This is a genomic window from Bradyrhizobium sp. Ai1a-2 (assembly GCF_000426245.1).
Taxonomy (GTDB): domain Bacteria; phylum Pseudomonadota; class Alphaproteobacteria; order Rhizobiales; family Xanthobacteraceae; genus Bradyrhizobium.
The window spans coordinates 29,245-46,687 of sequence record NZ_AUEZ01000023.1 but is presented as its reverse complement, the minus strand read 5'-3'; the positions used below and the strand labels follow the sequence as shown (position 1 = coordinate 46,687).

The 17,443-nt window shown below is 63.9% G+C and carries 17 protein-coding genes; 6 read left to right on the top strand and 11 right to left on the bottom strand.

The window, feature by feature from the left end; all coding sequences use genetic code 11:
* Positions 1-22: 22 nt before the first annotated feature.
* A complete protein-coding gene (locus tag K288_RS0117470) occupies positions 23-496 on the bottom strand; it encodes a nuclear transport factor 2 family protein (RefSeq protein ID WP_027580717.1) in 474 nt (157 codons plus the stop codon).
* Positions 497-723: 227 nt separating this feature from the next.
* On the opposite strand from K288_RS0117470, the gene K288_RS0117465 reads away from it, so the two are divergent.
* From K288_RS0117465 to K288_RS0117450, 4 genes are all read left to right on the top strand, one after another.
* Complete coding sequence (locus K288_RS0117465) at positions 724-2,865, top strand: hybrid sensor histidine kinase/response regulator (RefSeq protein WP_027580716.1); 2,142 nt, start codon at positions 724-726, stop codon at positions 2,863-2,865.
* Positions 2,866-3,029: 164 nt separating this feature from the next.
* Positions 3,030-3,965, top strand: a complete 936-nt coding sequence (locus K288_RS0117460) for a glutathione S-transferase family protein (RefSeq protein WP_027580715.1) — start codon at positions 3,030-3,032, stop codon at positions 3,963-3,965.
* A 17-nt stretch (positions 3,966-3,982) separates the two neighbouring features.
* On the top strand, positions 3,983-4,366 hold the full coding sequence (locus K288_RS0117455; protein WP_027580714.1) for a VOC family protein: 384 nt from the start codon (positions 3,983-3,985) through the stop codon (positions 4,364-4,366).
* A 133-nt stretch (positions 4,367-4,499) separates the two neighbouring features.
* The gene (locus K288_RS0117450) at positions 4,500-4,742 is read left to right on the top strand and encodes a hypothetical protein (protein WP_027580713.1); all 243 of its coding nucleotides are present in this window, start codon (positions 4,500-4,502) and stop codon (positions 4,740-4,742) included.
* A 389-nt stretch (positions 4,743-5,131) separates the two neighbouring features.
* Here the strand turns inward: K288_RS0117450 and K288_RS55675 are convergent, their stop codons facing one another.
* Both K288_RS55675 and K288_RS55670 read right to left on the bottom strand, forming a co-directional pair.
* Complete coding sequence (locus tag K288_RS55675) at positions 5,132-5,470, bottom strand: hypothetical protein (protein WP_343207808.1); 339 nt, start codon at positions 5,468-5,470, stop codon at positions 5,132-5,134.
* A 151-nt stretch (positions 5,471-5,621) separates the two neighbouring features.
* Positions 5,622-6,008, bottom strand: a complete 387-nt coding sequence (locus K288_RS55670; RefSeq protein WP_343207807.1) for a hypothetical protein — start codon at positions 6,006-6,008, stop codon at positions 5,622-5,624.
* A gap of 19 nt (positions 6,009-6,027) precedes the next feature.
* On the opposite strand from K288_RS55670, the gene K288_RS55665 reads away from it, so the two are divergent.
* Complete coding sequence (locus K288_RS55665) at positions 6,028-6,957, top strand: OmpA family protein (protein WP_343207806.1); 930 nt, start codon at positions 6,028-6,030, stop codon at positions 6,955-6,957.
* Positions 6,958-7,083: 126 nt separating this feature from the next.
* Here the strand turns inward: K288_RS55665 and K288_RS0117440 are convergent, their stop codons facing one another.
* The 8 genes from K288_RS0117440 to K288_RS0117405 form a co-directional block, all read right to left on the bottom strand.
* A complete protein-coding gene (locus tag K288_RS0117440) occupies positions 7,084-8,019 on the bottom strand; it encodes a homocysteine S-methyltransferase family protein (RefSeq protein ID WP_027580711.1) in 936 nt (311 codons plus the stop codon).
* A 226-nt stretch (positions 8,020-8,245) separates the two neighbouring features.
* The gene (locus tag K288_RS0117435) at positions 8,246-10,003 is read right to left on the bottom strand and encodes an alkaline phosphatase (protein ID WP_027580710.1); all 1,758 of its coding nucleotides are present in this window, start codon (positions 10,001-10,003) and stop codon (positions 8,246-8,248) included.
* Positions 10,004-10,154: 151 nt separating this feature from the next.
* On the bottom strand, positions 10,155-11,492 hold the full coding sequence (gene argG, locus K288_RS0117430) for an argininosuccinate synthase (RefSeq protein WP_027580709.1): 1,338 nt from the start codon (positions 11,490-11,492) through the stop codon (positions 10,155-10,157).
* 128 nt (positions 11,493-11,620) lie between these two features.
* Positions 11,621-12,376, bottom strand: a complete 756-nt coding sequence (locus K288_RS0117425) for a phosphatase PAP2 family protein (protein WP_027580708.1) — start codon at positions 12,374-12,376, stop codon at positions 11,621-11,623.
* Positions 12,377-12,416: 40 nt separating this feature from the next.
* Positions 12,417-12,908 (bottom strand): hypothetical protein, encoded by a 492-nt coding sequence (locus tag K288_RS0117420; protein ID WP_027580707.1) that lies wholly within the window; start codon positions 12,906-12,908, stop codon positions 12,417-12,419.
* A gap of 148 nt (positions 12,909-13,056) precedes the next feature.
* The gene (rlmN, locus tag K288_RS0117415; protein WP_043160099.1) at positions 13,057-14,271 is read right to left on the bottom strand and encodes a 23S rRNA (adenine(2503)-C(2))-methyltransferase RlmN; all 1,215 of its coding nucleotides are present in this window, start codon (positions 14,269-14,271) and stop codon (positions 13,057-13,059) included.
* A 206-nt stretch (positions 14,272-14,477) separates the two neighbouring features.
* Positions 14,478-15,095 (bottom strand): invasion associated locus B family protein, encoded by a 618-nt coding sequence (locus tag K288_RS0117410; RefSeq protein WP_027580705.1) that lies wholly within the window; start codon positions 15,093-15,095, stop codon positions 14,478-14,480.
* A 121-nt stretch (positions 15,096-15,216) separates the two neighbouring features.
* Positions 15,217-16,056, bottom strand: a complete 840-nt coding sequence (locus K288_RS0117405) for an SDR family oxidoreductase (RefSeq protein ID WP_027580704.1) — start codon at positions 16,054-16,056, stop codon at positions 15,217-15,219.
* A gap of 89 nt (positions 16,057-16,145) precedes the next feature.
* On the opposite strand from K288_RS0117405, the gene K288_RS0117400 reads away from it, so the two are divergent.
* Entirely contained in the window at positions 16,146-17,120 is a 975-nt protein-coding gene (locus K288_RS0117400; protein ID WP_027580703.1) for an NADPH:quinone oxidoreductase family protein, read from the top strand.
* Positions 17,121-17,443: the final 323 nt, after the last annotated feature.

The window sequence follows — 17,443 nt, the reverse complement described above, 5'->3', positions numbered from 1 at the left end:
GTTCCTCTCCGAACAGGGACCGTCAAAGCCCGAGGTCGGAAAGCCCCTTGTGATCGGCGGGACGAGGTCCTGAACGGTCCCAATGGTATTTCCGTTCGGATTCCTTGATGGGAAGATCGTTGATGCAGGCGAACCGTTTTTGCATCAGCCCGTTCGGGGCAAATTCCCAGTTCTCGTTGCCGTAGGAGCGAAACCAGTTTCCGGAATCGTCGTGCCACTCATAGGCGAAGCGTACGGCGATCCGATTGTCGGTGAACGCCCAAAGCTCCTTGATCAGGCGGTAGTCCAGCTCCTTTACCCATTTCCGCGTGAGAAAGGCGACGATCTCGGCGCGGCCGTTGATGAATTCAGACCGGTTTCGCCAGTAGCTGTCCGGGCTGTAGGCGAGTGACACCTTTTCCGGATTACAGGAATTCCAGCCGTCTTCCGCGCCTCGCACTTTCTGCACGGCGGTCTCATGGGTGAAAGGTGGAAAGGGGGGACGGCTCTCAGCCATGTACGATCTCCATTTCTAGCTCGGCCCGGGTCCGGCGCGTCGCACGCCAGTGTGCCCGGCCGGCTGATCCTTATCTTTCCGAAGCACGCTGCCGCTTTCCATAATGCACGATACCTTACGGTGCGAGGGGCGGAACTGGCCGGCGACGGCGGCCCGGAAACCGGGGCGCGCTCCCCTTTCTCCCGAGCCGAATTTTGCGTTAAAGTTGCGACCGAACCGGAGTGCCCGTGCAGACCGCACAACGCCATTCGCTGAAGTTGCTGCAATGGATGATGGCCGCTTCCCTGGCCCTTCCGCTGGCGCTCTTCGTTTTTGCTTCGGTGATCTCCTGGAATTCAATCAACCAGGCTGCCGACCGCGAAATCGAGCGCACGCTCGATGTCGCGCATGAGCACGCGCTGAAAGTATTCGAGACCATCGACCGCAGCCTGTCGGAGATCGCCGAAATCATCCGCAGCCTTCCCGATGACGATATCCGTTCGCGCGAAGACAACCTGCACCAGCGGCTGAAACAGCTCACGGCATCGCTGCCTCAGGTGAAATCGGCCTGGGTCTTCGACACCAGGGGCCACGCTCTGGTCAACAGCCTGGTGGCCCCGGCACCCGACATCGATTTCTCCGACCGATCGTACTTCAAGGCACATGCCGCCGGCGACGTCGGCACCTATATCGGCGAAGTGCTGACGCCGCGGCCGCCCTATCGGGGAGCACCATTCTTCGGCGTCAGCCGCCGTCGGACGACCGAGGAAGGCGACTTTGCCGGCGTGATCCAGGCATCGGTTCTGCCCGAGTATTTCGAGAATTTCTACGCGCGGATCGGCCGCGAGCCCGGCAGCTTCTTCGCGCTCGGCCGCACCGACGGCGCGATGCTGGCCGGCTATCCGAAGGCCGACCGCGAATTCCGCCTCGACCCTGATGGTCCGGTCGCACAGAAGCTTGCCGCGATTTCCGATGGCGGTCTGATCACCGTCACATCACCGGCCGATGGCATCGAACGCCGGCTCGGCTATCGGCAGCTTGCCGAATATCCGATCTATGTCAGTGCGGGGCTCGAGACTTCGGCGATCCGCGCGCGCTGGCTCGCGACCATGGGCCAGCACCTGATCTTCGGCGTGCCGGCCACCGCGCTGTTGTTCCTCCTGCTCGCTCTGGCGCTGCGGCGGACGCGACGCCTGCAAGAGGAGGCCGAAAGACGGCGGGAGGCCGAGGAAGCGCTGAAGCATGGGCAGCGTCTAGAGGCGCTGGGCCAGCTCACCGGCGGCGTCGCGCACGACTTCAACAACTTGCTCACCGTGATCCGCGCCTCCATCGACATGCTGCGGCGGCCGAACCTGCCGGAGCAGCGGCGGCTGCGCTACATCGATGCGATTTCAGAGACGGTCAACCGGGCCTCGAAACTGACCGGCCAACTGCTCGCCTTTGCGCGACGGCAGACGCTGAAGCCCGAGCTGTTCGACGTCGGCCAGAGCGTGCAGGTGCTGAGCGAGATGATCGGAACGCTGGTCGGGCCACGGATCGAGATCGTCACCAGGCTTCCGGATGAAGCCTGCTTCATCAACGCCGACGCGGGCCAGTTCGAGACGGCGATCATCAACATGGCCGTCAATGCGCGCGACGCCATGGACGGCGCCGGCCGGCTGACGATCGCGGTGCGTCGCGCCGCCGAGCTGCCCGTTGTCGACAGCCATCCACCGGCGCCGCAAGGCTATGTCGCGGTAGCCGTTGGGGACACCGGCATCGGCATTCCGCAGGATCAGCTCGGGCGCATCTTCGAGCCGTTCTTCACCACCAAGCAGGTCGGTCACGGCACCGGGCTCGGGCTGTCGCAGGTATTCGGATTCGCCAAGCAGTCCGGCGGCGAGATCGTTGTCGTCAGCGAGGTCGGCAGGGGCTCTACCTTCACGCTCTATCTGCCTCGCACCGTAGCCACAGGTCCGACATTGCAATTCGCGGCCGCGGATGCGCCGCCGGTCGACGGCAGCGGCATGTCGGTGCTGGTGGTCGAGGACAATATCGAGGTCGGCAGGTTTACGGCCGACGCGCTCGCCGAACTCGGCTACGCCGCGACCCTTGTCGAGAACGCCACGCGCGCGCTGGACGCGCTCGCTGGCGACATCAGCTTCGACGTGGTGTTCACCGACGTCGCGATGCCCGGCATGAGCGGCGTCGAGCTCGCCCAGGAAATCCGCCGCCGCTACCCCGACCTGCCGGTGGTGCTGACCAGCGGCTACAGCCAGGTGCTGGCGCAGCGGGGCAGCTACGGGTTCGACTTCCTGCAAAAGCCCTATTCGATCGAGCAGCTCTCGCACGTGCTGCACAAAGTCTCCCGGCCGAAGACAACTCGAACGCCGACGGCGGCGTCGTCCTGACGCGCGCCGATCCATTGTAACCGGCCCGGGCCGGGGTTAGCTTCCCGGAGGCGTCAATCTGAAGCATGATCCGGAAAAGCCGAGAGCGGTCTTCCGAAAGATCCTGTTCAAACAAAAAGATAGACCGTGATCCGGCCGGCCGGATCACGATCCGGGAGGGAACGATGAGTCCGGAGTATCCCGTCATCCTCCATCATTTTCCTCAATCGCCGTTCTCGGAGAAGATACGGCTGATCCTGGCGCTGAAGAACGTGACGTGGACCTCGGTCCTGATTTCCCGGATCATGCCCCGCCCTGACCTGATGCCGCTGACCGGAGGCTACCGGCGCACCCCGGTGCTGCAGATCGGCGCCGACATCTACTGCGACACCCAATGCATCGTCCGCGAACTGGAGCGGCGCTATCCGCAACCGACGCTGTTCCCGAGCGGGTATTACGGGCTTGCCGCCGCGACGGCGATGTGGACCGATCGGCCGTTCTTCCAGAACACCGTCAATCTGATCTTCGGCTCGGTGGCCGACAATGTGCCGCAGGAGTTCATCGACGACCGGGAAAAACTGCGCGGCGCCAAGTTCGACGTTGCCGCCATGCGGGAGGCGATCCCGCAGATGCGCGACCAGTTCCGTGCCCACCTGCAATGGATCGAGGCCCAGCTTCGCAACGGCCATAGCTGGATGTGCGGCGACCACGCCAGCCTGTGCGACGTCAACGCCTACATGAATATCTGGTACGTGCGCACTAACCTTCCCGATCTCGACAAGATGCTCTTCGAATTCCCCGCCACGCGATCATGGGAGGCGCGCATTCGCGCCATGGAGCACAAGCCATGCAAGGAAATCTCGCCCACCGCCGCGCTCGAAATCGCCGCGAGCGCAACGCCGCGCACCGCCGTGCTGCCCGACCCTTATGATCCCAACCGCCGCAAGCCGGGCGACCAAGTCGAGGTGATGCCCGATGACTACGGCAGGATCAAAGTGAGCGGCGAGATCGTTTCGCTGTCCTCGCAGCATATCGCGATCCGCAGGCACGACCCCCGCGCCGGCGAGGTGGTGGTGCACTTCCCGCGCGCCGGATTTCTGGTGTTTGATCACGGCAGATAGGCCGAAGGAGTTTCTTGATGATCGATCACATCGGTTTTCCGGTTTCCGACTATCAGCGTTCCCTGGCGTTCTATCAGCGGGCGCTCGCGCCCCTCGACTACGCGCTGATCATGGAAGTCACGCAGGAGAACGGCAGTGATGCGGCGGCCGGCTTCGGCGCCAATGGCAAGCCGGATTTCTGGATCGGCGGCGAAGGCGGGCTCGAGAAGCCGCTGCATGTCGCGATCGTGGCAAAGGATCGCGCAACCGTGGATGCCTTCTACAAGGCCGCGCTCGAAGCAGGCGGACGCGACAACGGTACGCCCGGCATCCGCGCGCACTACCATCCCAACTACTACGGTGCGTTCGTGCTCGATCCCGACGGCCACAACATCGAAGCTGTCTGCCACGCGCCGGAATGAATTCCAAATTCTGACCACCGGAACATCGCGACGCGCGTCCCGTTATCATTGTTCTGCAACGGGAACGGAGCCAACCATGTCGCGTAGTGATGCGCGCGCTGCGATCGGAAACAACGGCACGGTTTCGCGCTAGATGCCGATCGAACCGCCCGAGATTCCGCCGACGACGCCCGGCACGCCGAGCGAACCACCGCCCGGGATCCCTCCTGGCAGTCCGCGCCCGGAGGTGCCGCCGCCAGCGCGTGAGCCCGGCGAACCGCCAGTGCCTGACGAACTGCCCGGCAAGCTGCCGGACGAATTGCCGATTCGCGGACCCGACGGACCGCATCCGCCGAATCCGATCGATGCCGCGGAACCGCGCAAGGAACAATGGTGAGGTCGTGATTTGCAAGTGTCATCTGAATGAGCAATGAACAAGTTTGCTTGCAAGTCATTGCAACGCTGAAATAAAAAGCCCTTCCTCTTTGTCGCCCGCCACATTGCGGCCTAACGAATAGCCGTTGATTCCGACCGCCGAGCTATTCGGCCCCCGCCCATCCTCTCCCTTGCCGAGAACTTTCCCGGGACCTGCTATCATGACAAACCTTCGCCTCGTGCTGCTTGCCACGACCGCATTGACGGTGACGCAGCTAATGAGCTCCGCATCGCATGCGCAAACCTCGCCGCTCGTCGTGGCACAAGCGGCGCCGAAGGAAGAACTCGGCCCCGACGGAAAGCCGAAGCAGCCACCGAAGGCGGCACCGCCGGCCGGTGCGCCGAAACAGCCTACACCGCCTCAGCACCCGGGAGCGCCAGCGCCTGGTGCCGCTCCGCCTGCACATCCCTCCGCGCCGCCACCGGCCGCCGCTCCGGCGCGACCGACACCAACGCCGACGCCTCCGGCCGCTGCACCGGCACGGCCAACACCGCAGCCTCCGGCTGCCGCGCCGGAGCGGCCGACACCGCCGCCTGCCGCTCCGACACGGCCGACACCGCCTCCGGCCGCTGCGCCGGAACGGCCAACACCGCCACCCGCTGCTCCAGCGCGTCCAACGCCGCCTCCAGCAGCAGCGCCGCGCGCGCCGACGCCACCAACCGCAGCGCCGCCGGCACGTACGCAGCCACCCGCGGCTCCATCCGGGGCGACGCCACCCGCTGCGCCAACGACTCCTGCCACACCGGCCACTCCGACGCCGCCACCCGGCGCGCGAAAGGAAGTGCCGCCCGCCGGCGCCAAGCAGCCCGCGGCTGCACCCAACGCCGCACCGACGCAGAATCAGCGTGCGCCCGCGGCAGCGCCGACACCGGCACCGGCAACGCCGCCGGCCGCGGGAAGCCCATCTCCGACTCCTTCGCCGGCACGGCCTGGGGCAGCGACCACGACGCCTCCCGCTGCCGGCGCACCGGCGAGCCCACCTGCCGCGGCAGGCACGCAACCTGCAGCGCCCGCAGCGCCGCAGGCACGTCCCGGTGTTGCGCCCGGCACGCCCGGCGCCGCGGCGCCCAACGCCGCGCCCGCGGCCCCCGCTGCCGTTCCCGGTACGCCGAATGCCGCGCCGCCGGCCGGCCGCGCGCAGAATGCACCCCCGACGGTTGCTCCCGCGTTCCGACGCGCACCGACCGTCACCGCGCCATTGCCGCCGCCTCCGGCCGACTTCGGCACCAAGTTTTCTCGCGAGGGCGTGGCGATTGGGCCGCGCCGCATCGAGGACTTCCGCGCCGAGCGGCGCGAGGTCCAGCAGGGCGGCCGCACCGTCATCACCGAGCCGGGCCGGATGATCATCCGCGACCCGAGCGGGCAGGCCTATGTCCGCCATAGCGAGATCGATCGCTTCCGCTACGGCGCCCGCGACGTCCAGACTCAGACGATCGGCGCCGAGACCCGCACGGTCGTAGTCCGTCCGGACGGCTCGCAGATCGTCACGGTCGTGGGACGCGATGGCCAGTTGCTGCGCCGGATCAGGCGTGACCAGGGCGGCCGCGAGATGGTCATCATCGACAACAGCTATCGCGACCCGCGCGCGGTCGGCGGCTTCTATGTCGACATACCGCCGCCGGTGGTCCGCATCCCCTATGACCGCTACATCGTCGACGCCGAAGATGCGTCGCCGGATGTGATTTACGACACCATGGTGGCGCCGCCGGTCGACCGGATCGATCGCCGCTATTCGCTGGATGAGATCCGCTACAGCCCGAACGTACGCATGCTGATGCCGAGCATCGACGTCAACACCATCAACTTCGACACGGGATCGTGGGAGATTTCTCCGGATCAAGCGGCGAAGCTGCAGGTGATCGCCGATGGCTTGAGCCGCGCGCTCCAGCGCAATCCGCAGGAGGTGTTCCTGATCGAGGGCCACACCGACGCTGTTGGCAACGAGGTGGACAATCTCTCGCTCTCCGACCGCCGCGCCGAATCGACGGCGGAGCTGCTAACGCAGCAATTCCACGTCCCCGCCGAAAACCTGACCTCGCAAGGTTACGGCGAGCAGAACCTGAAGGAGCAGACGGACGGGCCGAGCCGCATCAACCGGCGCGTCACCATCCGCCGCATCACCCCGCTGCTCAACGGCGGCACCGCCTCGCTGCCACCGCCCACCACACCGCGCTGAGGTCGGTTAACAACTGATCGTCATTGCGAGCGAAGCGACGCAATCCATCTCACCGCTTGCGGAGGATGGATTGCTTCGTCGCTTCGCTCCTCGCAACGACAGGTTCGGTGATCGCCCAGCATTCAGCTAGATGCAGGCTTCGCAGATCGCGGCGACGTGGCGATGGTCGGTGCCGCAGCAGCCGCCGAGAATCCGCATGGCGGGAAACGAGCGGCGGAGGTCGACATAACGGCGGCTGAGATCGGTGGGATCGCCGGCATCGAGGGTCTCGGATTCGTCGAGCTCCTGATGGCTCTTGGCCGATGCATTGGCCCTGACGCCATGGATGCGCCCGACCCATGTCTCGCCCGCATTCAATGCGCTCTCGAAATGGGTCGGATGGGCGCAGTTGATCAGGAAATATTCCGACCCATTTTGCGTGGCGCGATCGACGGTCTCGATCGCCTGCCGCAGGGTTTCGCCCTTCACCAGACGGCCGTCGGTTTCGACGGTGAAGGAGATCGCCACGGGAATTTTCTGCGCCTTGGCGGCGCGAACGATGCCGATCGCTTCATTGATCCCGTTCAGAGTGAACGCCGTCACCATGTCGGCGCCGGCTTCCGCGAAGGCGGCGATCTGTGGCGCATGATAGGCTTCCGCCTCTGATGCATCCATGTTGCCGGCCTTGTATCCGTCACCGCGCGGACCGATCGCGCCATCGATGACGCAGGGCATGTTTGGCCGCTCCCAACTGCTCCGCAATTGGTCCAGAAACTCAATCGAACGGACGTTGATCGATTTCAGCGCGGCCGCGTCGTAGCCGAGCTTGGCGCCCCAATCCGGATTGGCGCGCCAGGTCGGGCTATCGAGCACGAAACCGGTGCCATTCTCGCGCGCGACCGCAAGATAGGATTCGTAATAGCGCTTGAGATGCTCACGGCCTTCTTCGCTGTCGAGCACAACGAAAGCGGCAAAGTGCGGCAGCTCGACGCCGTGGTGGAAGATCAGCGTCGTTTCCATGCCGCCGTCAGTCAGGAAGACGCCGCCCCGCCGCTGCGGCAGGTCGTGTCGATACTTGGCCATTAATGCCTCCGTGATCAAATGGGCTGTCACCGGTGGGTCGGCCAATGCTAGCTTTGGTCGGGTAGGGTTGGTGCCTCATATTGTCGCGACTCCCAGGACGCCTCGTGTGCACAGAAGCGTGAGCGCAGAATGGCAGGGCCGGCAAAACGCAGCGTGCCCACCATTCCGAGCGGAGTGTTGACGGTGGGCAGCCTGCGCTTTGCCCGCCCTCCAAGAGCTCGCGACGCTACGGCGCTGGTGCCGCAAGACCCAGCGCATCGGCGATCACACGGAAGACCTCCGTGTTGTCCATCGAACCATGAACCCGTTCGCTGCCCGGACCGGTTGCGGTCAGGATGACATCCTCTCCCGAATGCACGCTGGCGCCGATCATCGCCGGCAGATTTCCAGGACGCAGCACGGCGCCCGGAACATCCTTGTATTTGTCGTTGGCTTTGAAAGTCCCTGGCTCATCGCCCTTCACCGTCGGATCATTCGGGTTGTCGAGCTTGGGGCGGAAGGTTTCGTAATGGTCCGGCAGGCTGGCCGAGAAAATCGCGAGCCGCCGGCTGACATCAACCCGCGAGGGATAGCCTTCGGCATCCGCAGCCGGATAGTTGGGGAATCCGGCTTTGTCGTAAACGCCGACGCGTTCGCGGAACGGGACGTTGGGCGTCTTGGTCATGTCGTCATTGATGGTGCCGACAAGACTGTTGGGATGATTGTGGTCCGCGAGCACTAAAATCAAAGTGTCATCGCCGCGGGCCCGCGCCCAGTCGCGCGCCAGGCGAACGGCATTGTCGAGCATGATCGTGTCGTAGACCGCGCGTTCCATGTCCAGGAGGTGCGCGTATTTGTCGATCAGCCCGGATTCCACCATCAGGAAGAAGCCGGCATCGTTCTTCGAGAGCACTTTCAGAGCGGCCTGGACCTGCTCGGTCAGGTCGGGCTGTTCGGGAAACTTGCTCACGCTCCCGCCTTTGAGGAACTTGCGGTCCAGGACACCGTCCATGTTGCCGGAGGCAAACAGTCCCAGCAGCTTGCCCGTGTCGGGTTTCGCCGCTGCCGCTTCGAGCTCGGACTTTGTCGCGACCACCCCATAGCCGGCATCACGAAACCGCGCGATGTAGTCGATGTCGTCCTTGCGCTTCCCGGTCGCTGCTTGCGGCAGGAAATTCGCGCTGCCACCTCCCATCAGGATGTCGGGCTTGGCGGCGAAGAACTGCGCGACGATCTCATCATAGGCGGTGCGGCGGCGGGTGTGCGCGACCATTGCCGCCGGCGTGGCATCCTCGATCTCGGTATTGGTGACGATCCCGATGCCCAGGCCAAGCCGCCGCTTTGCGAGGCTGGTGATGGTTTCGACCTTCGGATCATCGAACGGGCTTGCGGTGCGATCGGCGTAGACGCCCATCGCGTTGACGGCGGTCTTGTGACCCGTGGCGTAGGCGCTGGCCGCGTTCGCCGAATCGGTGATGATCGAATCCGAGCCTGCGGTCGCCACCAGCGCCATATGCGGCATGTCGTCGATGGCAAGCTTGCCGAGGCTTTTGCCTTCCGCAATTCCCTTGGAGAGCATCCGCGCCGCAACCCGGTGCGCCGGCGACATTCCGTCGCCGATGAACAGGATCACGTTCTTGGCCTTGCGCGGCCCGGTATCGTAAACCGACCACACCACACTGCGGCTGCGCGCGCCGTCGCTGACGTCCACCTTCACGCTTCCAGGCTTGGTCAGCGAGACGTCGCGAACGATCAGGGCCGACTGCTCCTTGCCGTCTTCGCGCTCCACGAAGGTGCCCACCTGACCGAACGCCGCGGAATAATCCGCGCCGTTCACCGTGACTTTCACGTTCGCTGGATCGACGCGATCGGGAAACTCGACCTTGAAGTCGAAATGGGCGCCGGCGAGGATGTCGGCGCGGTCGATCGGATAGATCGTCTGCGCGAGCGTCGGCGATCCGGACAGCAGGACGAGGAGAGCGGCACCGGCAAATGGCTTGATCATGATCTGCGCCCCACGATTGTTCGCACCCGCCGGACGGCTGCAATTTCCGAGGACCCGGGCGCGTGGGCAACAAGCCTAGCCGCGCAGAATGACGCCTCCGTTACACGTCGAGCCTGAATGCCAGCGATGGATCGCCGCAGTCCGCAGCGCCTCAGCTCTTGTCGCTATCGAGCCTGAGGATGTTGGAGCCTTCGCCGAGCGACAGCAAGCCTGTCTCTGCGTAGATATCCAGCTTGGTGCGGGTATCGGTGATGTCGAGGTTGCGCATCGTCAGTTGACCGATACGGTCCGCCGGCGTGAACGCCGCATCCTCCACCTTTTCCATGCTCAGCCGTTCCGGCTGATAGGTCAGGTTGGGGCTCTCGGTATTCAGGATCGAGTAGTCATTGCCACGGCGCAGCTCGAGCGTCACTTCCCCGGTGATCGCGCGAGCCACCCAACGCTGAGCGGTTTCCCGCAGCATCAGGGCTTGGGAATCGAACCACCGCCCCTGATAGAGCAACCGGCCAAGGCGCAGGCCGTTGATCCGGTATTGCTCGATGGTGTCTTCGTTGTGGATGCCGGTCATCAGGCGCTCGTAGGCGATGTGCAGCAGCGCCATGCCGGGACCCTCATAGATGCCGCGGCTCTTTGCCTCGATGATCCGGTTCTCGATCTGGTCGCTCATGCCAAGACCGTGCCTGCCGCCGATGGCGTTGGCCTCGAGGAACAGCGCGACCGCATCGGCGAAGGTCTGGCCGTTCAGCGCGACGGGCTGACCCTCCTCAAAACGCACGGTGACTTCTTCGGACCTGACAACACAGTCGTCACGCCAGAACGGCACGCCCATGATCGGATTGACGATCTTGATGCCGCTTTGCAGGCTCTCGAGATCCTTGGCCTCGTGGGTGGCACCGAGGAGATTGCTGTCGGTCGAATACGCCTTTTCAGCGCTCATCTTGTAGGCGAACCCTTGCGCGGTCATGAACGCCGACATTTCCGCGCGGCCGCCGAGCTCGTCGATGAACTGCTGGTCGAGCCAGGGCTTGTAGATCTTCAGGTTCGAATTGGTCAGCAGGCCGTAACGATAGAACCGCTCGATATCGTTGCCCTTGAAGGTGGAGCCATCACCCCAGATGTTGACGCCGTCCTCCTTCATGGCCGAGACCAGCATGGTGCCGGTCACGGCGCGACCGAGCGGCGTGGTGTTAAAATAGGTGGTTCCGCCGGTGGAGATGTGGAAGGCGCCGGATTGGATGGCGGCGATGCCTTCGTGGACCAATTGCGTGCGGCAATCCACGAGCCGGGCTTTCTCTGCGCCGAACTCCAGGGCCTTGCGCGGAATCTCGTTGTAGTCGGCCTCGTCGGGCTGGCCCAGGTTCGCGGTGTAGGCAAAGACCCGGGCGCCTTTCTGCTTCATCCACAGCAGCGCCGCGCTGGTGTCGAGACCGCCCGAGAACGCGATGCCGACTTTTTCCCCCTTGGGCAGGCTTTTCAAGATCGTACTCATGGAGCGTCCAATCGGTCGTAACGTCGTTTGCTGTCAAGTTGCGCGAATATCAAATTTCGTGCGGATGGGCACGCGTTTAATGGCGGACTGCCGTTCCCGTGCAAAGCTGGCAGCCGGCGGGGATTGGATTATCCCGACTGACGCCAGCGCTGCATGAGCCGGTAGCCGGGCTGGGCGAACCGGGTCAGTGCGGCGTCGACCTGGGCATCCGTCAGCCGCGTCGACGGCCAGCGGTAGATCAGGGCGTAGGCGAGCCAGATCACCAGGTAGGTCACGATGCCGGCAATCGCGACGTCGGTGAAGAAGTGGCCGCCAAAGGCCATCCGCAGGGCGCTGGTGGCGATGCCGAACACGGTCGCCGCCCCCAATGCCACGGCGCGCCACTGCGGCGGCGCCAGCGCCGCAGGCGCGTAAGTCCAGAATGCGGTCGCACCCTCGCCGGAGAAAAACGAGCAGTTGCGGCCGCAGGTGCCGCGCGGATCCCACCACGGCACGAACTGCTGGCCGCCGGCGAACTCGGTCACCGCCACCGGTCGCGGCCGGCCCCAATAGGTCTTGAAGGTGAAGTTGGTGAGGATGCCCGCGGACAGCAGCAGCGTCACCAGCAGAAATGTCGCGGCGCGGCCCGAAATCAGCATCGGCCGGTCGGGGCGGATCATTTTGACGACGAACGCAGCGATCGCGGGCAACGCAAATCCCCATGCGATCCACATCGCCGCGTCGCGCGCGAACGACGCGATGGCGTTCAGCTTCAGCGGAAAGGTTTTTTGCGCAGCGTCGTAGAACAGTGCGCCGAGCTTCAGGTCGAGCTCGGGAAACAGCCCGAACAACAGCCCGATCACGACCGCAAGCCCCAGCGCGATGAATAGTCCGGTCCGGTTCATGGCGCGCGGTTTAGCCGAGCCGGCGGCGCATTGGAAGTTCTCACGGCTGCGGCCGGGATTGTGACGGCAGCGGCGGGGGCGGCGGCAATTTGCGCGGCGGCTCGCGCCAGGCACCGGCGGTGCGGCCGGCGATCAGCCAGTAGACGAGACCCGCGACGATGCCGGCGCCGGTCATGATCTCGAGATGCCGATGCACGATGCCCTGGAACTGGAACGTATCGGGGTCGAACGGCACCAGGCCGAGATAGCAGGCGGCGCCGACGATCGCGCCGCCGATCGCATAGGTGAGCGCGCTCCGGACATTGAAAGCTTCCGTGATCAGCACCACGATCAGCGCCGGCAGCAGCGCGAATCCCGAAATGAAGATGAAGCCGAAGCCGAGCACGATGTTGATCGCGTTCTGGTCGATCTGACCGGTGCCGATATCGCTGAGCTCCGGATAAAGCACTGCCACGATGATGATCATTCCCGCCACCAGGCAGGAAGCGAGGAACGCGAACAGGATCAGAAAGACGCGGCCGATCAGCGCCATGCTATTGCACCGTCATTGCGAGGAGCGAAGCGACGAAGCAATCCATGTCTCGGCAAGCGGAGAAATGGATTGCTTCCGCCTTCGCTCCTTGAGCTTCGGCGGACAAGTCGCTTCGCTCGCAATGACGGACTACATGCCCACAAAGTCATCAATCCGTCATCGCCATCGCGCGCAGCGTCTGGCGCTCGCGGGCGGAGAGCTTTTCCGTCTCCGATTTCAACTGGCCGCAGGCAGCAAGAATGTCGCGGCCGCGCGGGGTCCGCACCGGCGAGGAATAGCCGGCGTTGAAGATGTATTCGGAGAATTTCTCGATCTGGTCCCAGTCGGAGCACTCGTAACGCGTCCCCGGCCAGGGATTGAACGGGATCAGGTTGATCTTCGCCGGAATGCCCTTGAGCAGCTTCACGAGCAACTTGGCGTCATCGAGCGAATCGTTGACGCCCTTGAGCATCACATATTCGAAGGTGATGCGCCGCGCGTTGGAAGCGCCGGGATAGTCGCGGCAGGCCTGCAGCAATTCGGCGATCGGATATTTGCGGTTGAGCGGCACCAATTCGTTGCGCAAGTCGTCGCGCACCGCATGCAACGAGATCGCCAGCATCACGCCGATCTCTTCACCGGTGCGGATGATGTTCGGCACCACGCCCGAGGTCGACAGCGTGATGCGGCGGCGGGAGATGCCGATGCCTTCATTATCTGCAACGATGAGCAGTGCATCGCGCACCGCGTCGAAATTGTAGAGCGGCTCGCCCATGCCCATCATCACGACGTTGGTGACGAGGCGGCTGCCGTTCTCGCGGTCGGCCCAGTCGTTCAGGCGATCGCGCGCGACCATCACCTGACCGACGATCTCGCCGGCAGTGAGGTTACGCACCAAGCGCTGCGTGCCGGTGTGGCAGAAGGCGCAATTCAGCGTGCAGCCGACCTGCGAGGAGACGCAGAGCGTGCCGCGATCGGTCTCGGGGATATAGACGCATTCGACCTCATGCGGCTTCTCGAGCCGATCGCCGCTCGGCAGCCGCAATAGCCATTTGCGGGTACCGTCGCTGGAAATCTGCTCGGCGACGACTTCGGGCCGGTCGACGGTAAAATGCTTCTCGAGCTCGCTGCGCATCTCCTTCGAGACATTGGTCATCTCGGCAAAGCTCTTGGCGCCGCGGAAATAGATCCAGTGCCAGAGCTGCTGGGTGCGCATCTTGCGCTGCGAGGTGGGGACGCCGATCTCGCCGAGCCGCTCGGCGATCTCGGTGCGCGACAGCCCGATCAGCGACGGCCTGGCCGGCGGCACGTAGGTTTCGAGCGGAACTTGCTCCACGAGCGCGGTGCTGGCGCGATCGCTCGGGCTGGGGAGGATGTCAGTCATGGAACATCAAATAGGCCTTCCAGCACGCGCTGGAAAGGCGGGAAATGCTCGGATTTCAAGTTGAACTCGAGCGTTTTCGAGCGAAGTGGACGCCGGTTCGCATAGCAATCGAGTTTACGCAGATTGCGTAGACTTATCTGCGCAGAAAACGCGTCAAAACAAGAATTTGGAGCTTCGGTTCTGATTCCATCAGAACCAAAAATGCTCTAGCGCCTGCAGTCCTGCGACAGCCGGTCGAGCGCCTGCGACAATCCCTTGAGCGAAAACGTGTCCGTGGTCTCGGTGCCTTTGGCGGAAACGCCTTTCACGGTCAGGTCCGCGGCCTTGCGCATGGCCTCGACCATTCGCTCTTCTTCGGCGGCATTCTTGATCCAGAGCCCGTCGCCCTGGGTGTACATCGCAAACGACGCGCCGCCGACCTGAAGCGTCGATTCAGAGCCCGGCTTCAGCGTGTAGCCGATCATGATCGAGACCTCGTTGACGACCTTTTCCGCCGGACGGGTCGAGACGAAGGCATAGGCCGGATCGCGCGGACGATTCGGCGGATTGGTCTTCGACGACGACGGTTTGGCCAGCGCGAAACACACCTTCTTGCCGTTAGGGCTCGCCGTGTAGGCGCCCCAGGTGCCAAACTGGCCGATTAGCGTCGGTTCGGCGCCGCCGCCGGCAGCCGCTGCAGCAGCGGCCTCCGACTTGCCCGGCGCCGCCGGCTTCGCCGCGCCCTTGGTGGTCTTGGGGGAACCACCCTGCGCGAAGGCAAGGGAGGTCGTCCCGCAAAGCAGGGCGCTTGCAACCAGAAACGTCAGTATTTGCCGCACGGACAACTGGTTCCCCTATCATTGTGACTGGAAGATGGCCCGACCGGCGTCGCCCCGGCGCGATGAAATAGCCGGAAAAAGCCTTTTTGGGAAGGCAGTTAGGGGAGCGGCGCGCGGTTCCGCCGCATTAACTTTTGGTACGCGAGGCGCGCTGCTGGTCCCACTGGGCGTCCGTCCACTGCAGCAGGTCCTCGGCCCCGGAACTGCGCAAATGCCCGCCGCCGTCCTGCACCACCATCTCGCCATTGATGTAACCGGCCTGGTCGGAGATCAGGAAACTCGCGAGGTTGGCAAGCTCGCCGTGCTCGCCCGGACGGCCCATCGGGTTACGATGCGCCCAATTCTCCTCTCGCCCCTCGGGACGGAGCTGGCCGGTTGCGCCCGGAGTCGGGAATGGCCCCGGCGCGATCGCGACGGTGCGGATGCCCTTTGGCCCCCATTCTACCGCCAGGCTCTTGGTCATCGCGAGCACCGCCGACTTTGCCATCGCCGATGGCACGGTGAAGGCGCGCCCGGTGATGGTCGAGGTCGAGAGGATCGAAAGGATGACGCCTTGGTGCCTGCCCTCGATCCAGCGCTTGCCGGCGGCGAGCGTGCAATACATCGTGCCATGCAGCGTCGGCGCCAGAATCGCGTCCGCGGCACGGAATGAGAGATGCTCGGTCTGTGCGATGAAGGTCGCCGCCGCGTTGTTGACGAGCACGTCGATCGGCGCCTCGCGCCAGATCGTGTCCATCATCGCATCCACCGCCGCGCCGTCGCGGAGGTCGCATGTGATTGTAGTGACCTTGGCGCCGAGATCGTTGCGCAAGCTCGTTGCGGTCTGCTCCAGTAATTCCGTCCTGCGGCCACAGATCACAAGTTCGGCGCCGAGCTCGGCAAAGCGCCGTCCCATCGCTGCGCCAAGCCCGGAGCCGCCGCCGGTGACGAGGATGCGCTTGTGTGCCAGCAGGCCTTTTTCAAACATTGTTTGATCCCTCCGCATTGTATTGTCGCCCGGCTTCAAATCCGGCATGAAGCGAGCAATCCTTCTGTGTCCGAAAATCAGGTGTGTCCATGAAAGCCATTCTCTGCACGGAATATTGCCAGCCCGAAGATCTCGTGCTCGCGGATGTGCCCGATCCCGTGGCCGGACCCGGCGAAGCGGTGATCGCGATCAAGGCCGCGGCTTTGAATTTCTTCGACATCCTGATGATCCAGGGCAAGTACCAGATCAAGCCGCCGTTCCCGTTCTCGCCGGCTGCGGAAGTCGCCGGCGTGATCGAGAGCGTCGGCGCAGGCGTGACCGACCTCAAGGTCGGCGATCGCGTGGTCGCCTCCTGCGGCCACAACGGCGCACGCGAGAAGATCGCGCTGCCGGCGAATTCGATCGTGAAGATTCCCGACAATCTCGATTTCGATCGCGCCGCCGGGATCATCATCATCTACGGCACCGCGCTGCACGCGCTGGAAGATCGTGCGAGCCCGAAGCCGGGCGAGACGCTGGCCGTGCTCGGCGCCGCCGGCGGCACAGGGCTTGCGGCCTGCGAGCTCGGCAAGCTGATGGGCCTGAAGGTGATCGCCTGTGCTTCATCGGACGAGAAGCTTGAATTCGCCAAGCAGCACGGCGCAGAGCTGACGCTCAATTACGCCAAGGAGGATCTGAAAGACGGCCTCAAGGCGCTGACGGGCGGCAAGGGTGTCGACATCATCTTCGATCCCGTCGGTGGCACCTATGCGGAAGCCGCGCTCCGCGCCATCGCGTGGGAAGGACGGTTCCTGGTGATTGGCTTTGCCGCCGGCGATATTCCGAAGATGCCGCTCAACCTCGCGCTGCTCAAAGGCTGCGACATCCGCGGCGTGTTCTGGGGCGCATGGACGCGGCTTAATCCCGACAAGAACCGCAGGAACCTGCAGAAGCTCGTGCAATGGACCGCAGAGGGAAAGATCTCCTCGCATGTCGACCGCACCTTCCCACTGTCGCAAACGGCGGAAGCGCTGAAGGTGCTCGCCGGCCGCAAAGCGATGGGCAAGGTGATCCTGCACCCGTAAAAATAGGCACGTACCGCAAAAAAGACGGCACACGCTTGAATTGTGGCATCGCGCAGGCACCACGTTTGCCTAAGGATTCATCCGCGCTTACATAGGTGACTCGAATTCGCTTACCTATGTGAATCAGTTAATCGAGTCAGTTCCGGGTGCGGAACTTATTCCCAAAATTGACAATTTTAATTCAGTGAATTGGGCATTTTTGCCTTAATCGAACCAAAATAAGTCCCAATTCGTGCCGCTCAGGGCCGTTTTTTAGGCTCAATCACAGTGCGTAAGTTCCCGATAGCGGGCACTCGGGGAACAGAAGACAACAGACAACCAGA

Bases quoted from the DNA above. Each gene is read 5' to 3' on its own strand.
- K288_RS0117470 (WP_027580717.1), bottom strand. From the start codon at position 496: ATGGCTGAGAGCCGTCCCCCCTTTCCACCTTTCACCCATGAGACCGCC.
- K288_RS0117460 (WP_027580715.1), top strand. From the start codon at position 3,030: ATGAGTCCGGAGTATCCCGTCATCCTCCATCATTTTCCTCAATCGCCG.
- K288_RS0117455 (WP_027580714.1), top strand. From the start codon at position 3,983: ATGATCGATCACATCGGTTTTCCGGTTTCCGACTATCAGCGTTCCCTG.
- K288_RS0117450 (WP_027580713.1), top strand. From the start codon at position 4,500: ATGCCGATCGAACCGCCCGAGATTCCGCCGACGACGCCCGGCACGCCG.
- K288_RS0117440 (WP_027580711.1), bottom strand. From the start codon at position 8,019: ATGGCCAAGTATCGACACGACCTGCCGCAGCGGCGGGGCGGCGTCTTC.
- K288_RS0117435 (WP_027580710.1), bottom strand. From the start codon at position 10,003: ATGATCAAGCCATTTGCCGGTGCCGCTCTCCTCGTCCTGCTGTCCGGA.
- argG (WP_027580709.1), bottom strand. From the start codon at position 11,492: ATGAGTACGATCTTGAAAAGCCTGCCCAAGGGGGAAAAAGTCGGCATC.
- K288_RS0117425 (WP_027580708.1), bottom strand. From the start codon at position 12,376: ATGAACCGGACCGGACTATTCATCGCGCTGGGGCTTGCGGTCGTGATC.
- K288_RS0117420 (WP_027580707.1), bottom strand. From the start codon at position 12,908: ATGGCGCTGATCGGCCGCGTCTTTCTGATCCTGTTCGCGTTCCTCGCT.
- rlmN (WP_043160099.1), bottom strand. From the start codon at position 14,271: ATGACTGACATCCTCCCCAGCCCGAGCGATCGCGCCAGCACCGCGCTC.
- K288_RS0117405 (WP_027580704.1), bottom strand. From the start codon at position 16,056: ATGTTTGAAAAAGGCCTGCTGGCACACAAGCGCATCCTCGTCACCGGC.
- K288_RS0117400 (WP_027580703.1), top strand. From the start codon at position 16,146: ATGAAAGCCATTCTCTGCACGGAATATTGCCAGCCCGAAGATCTCGTG.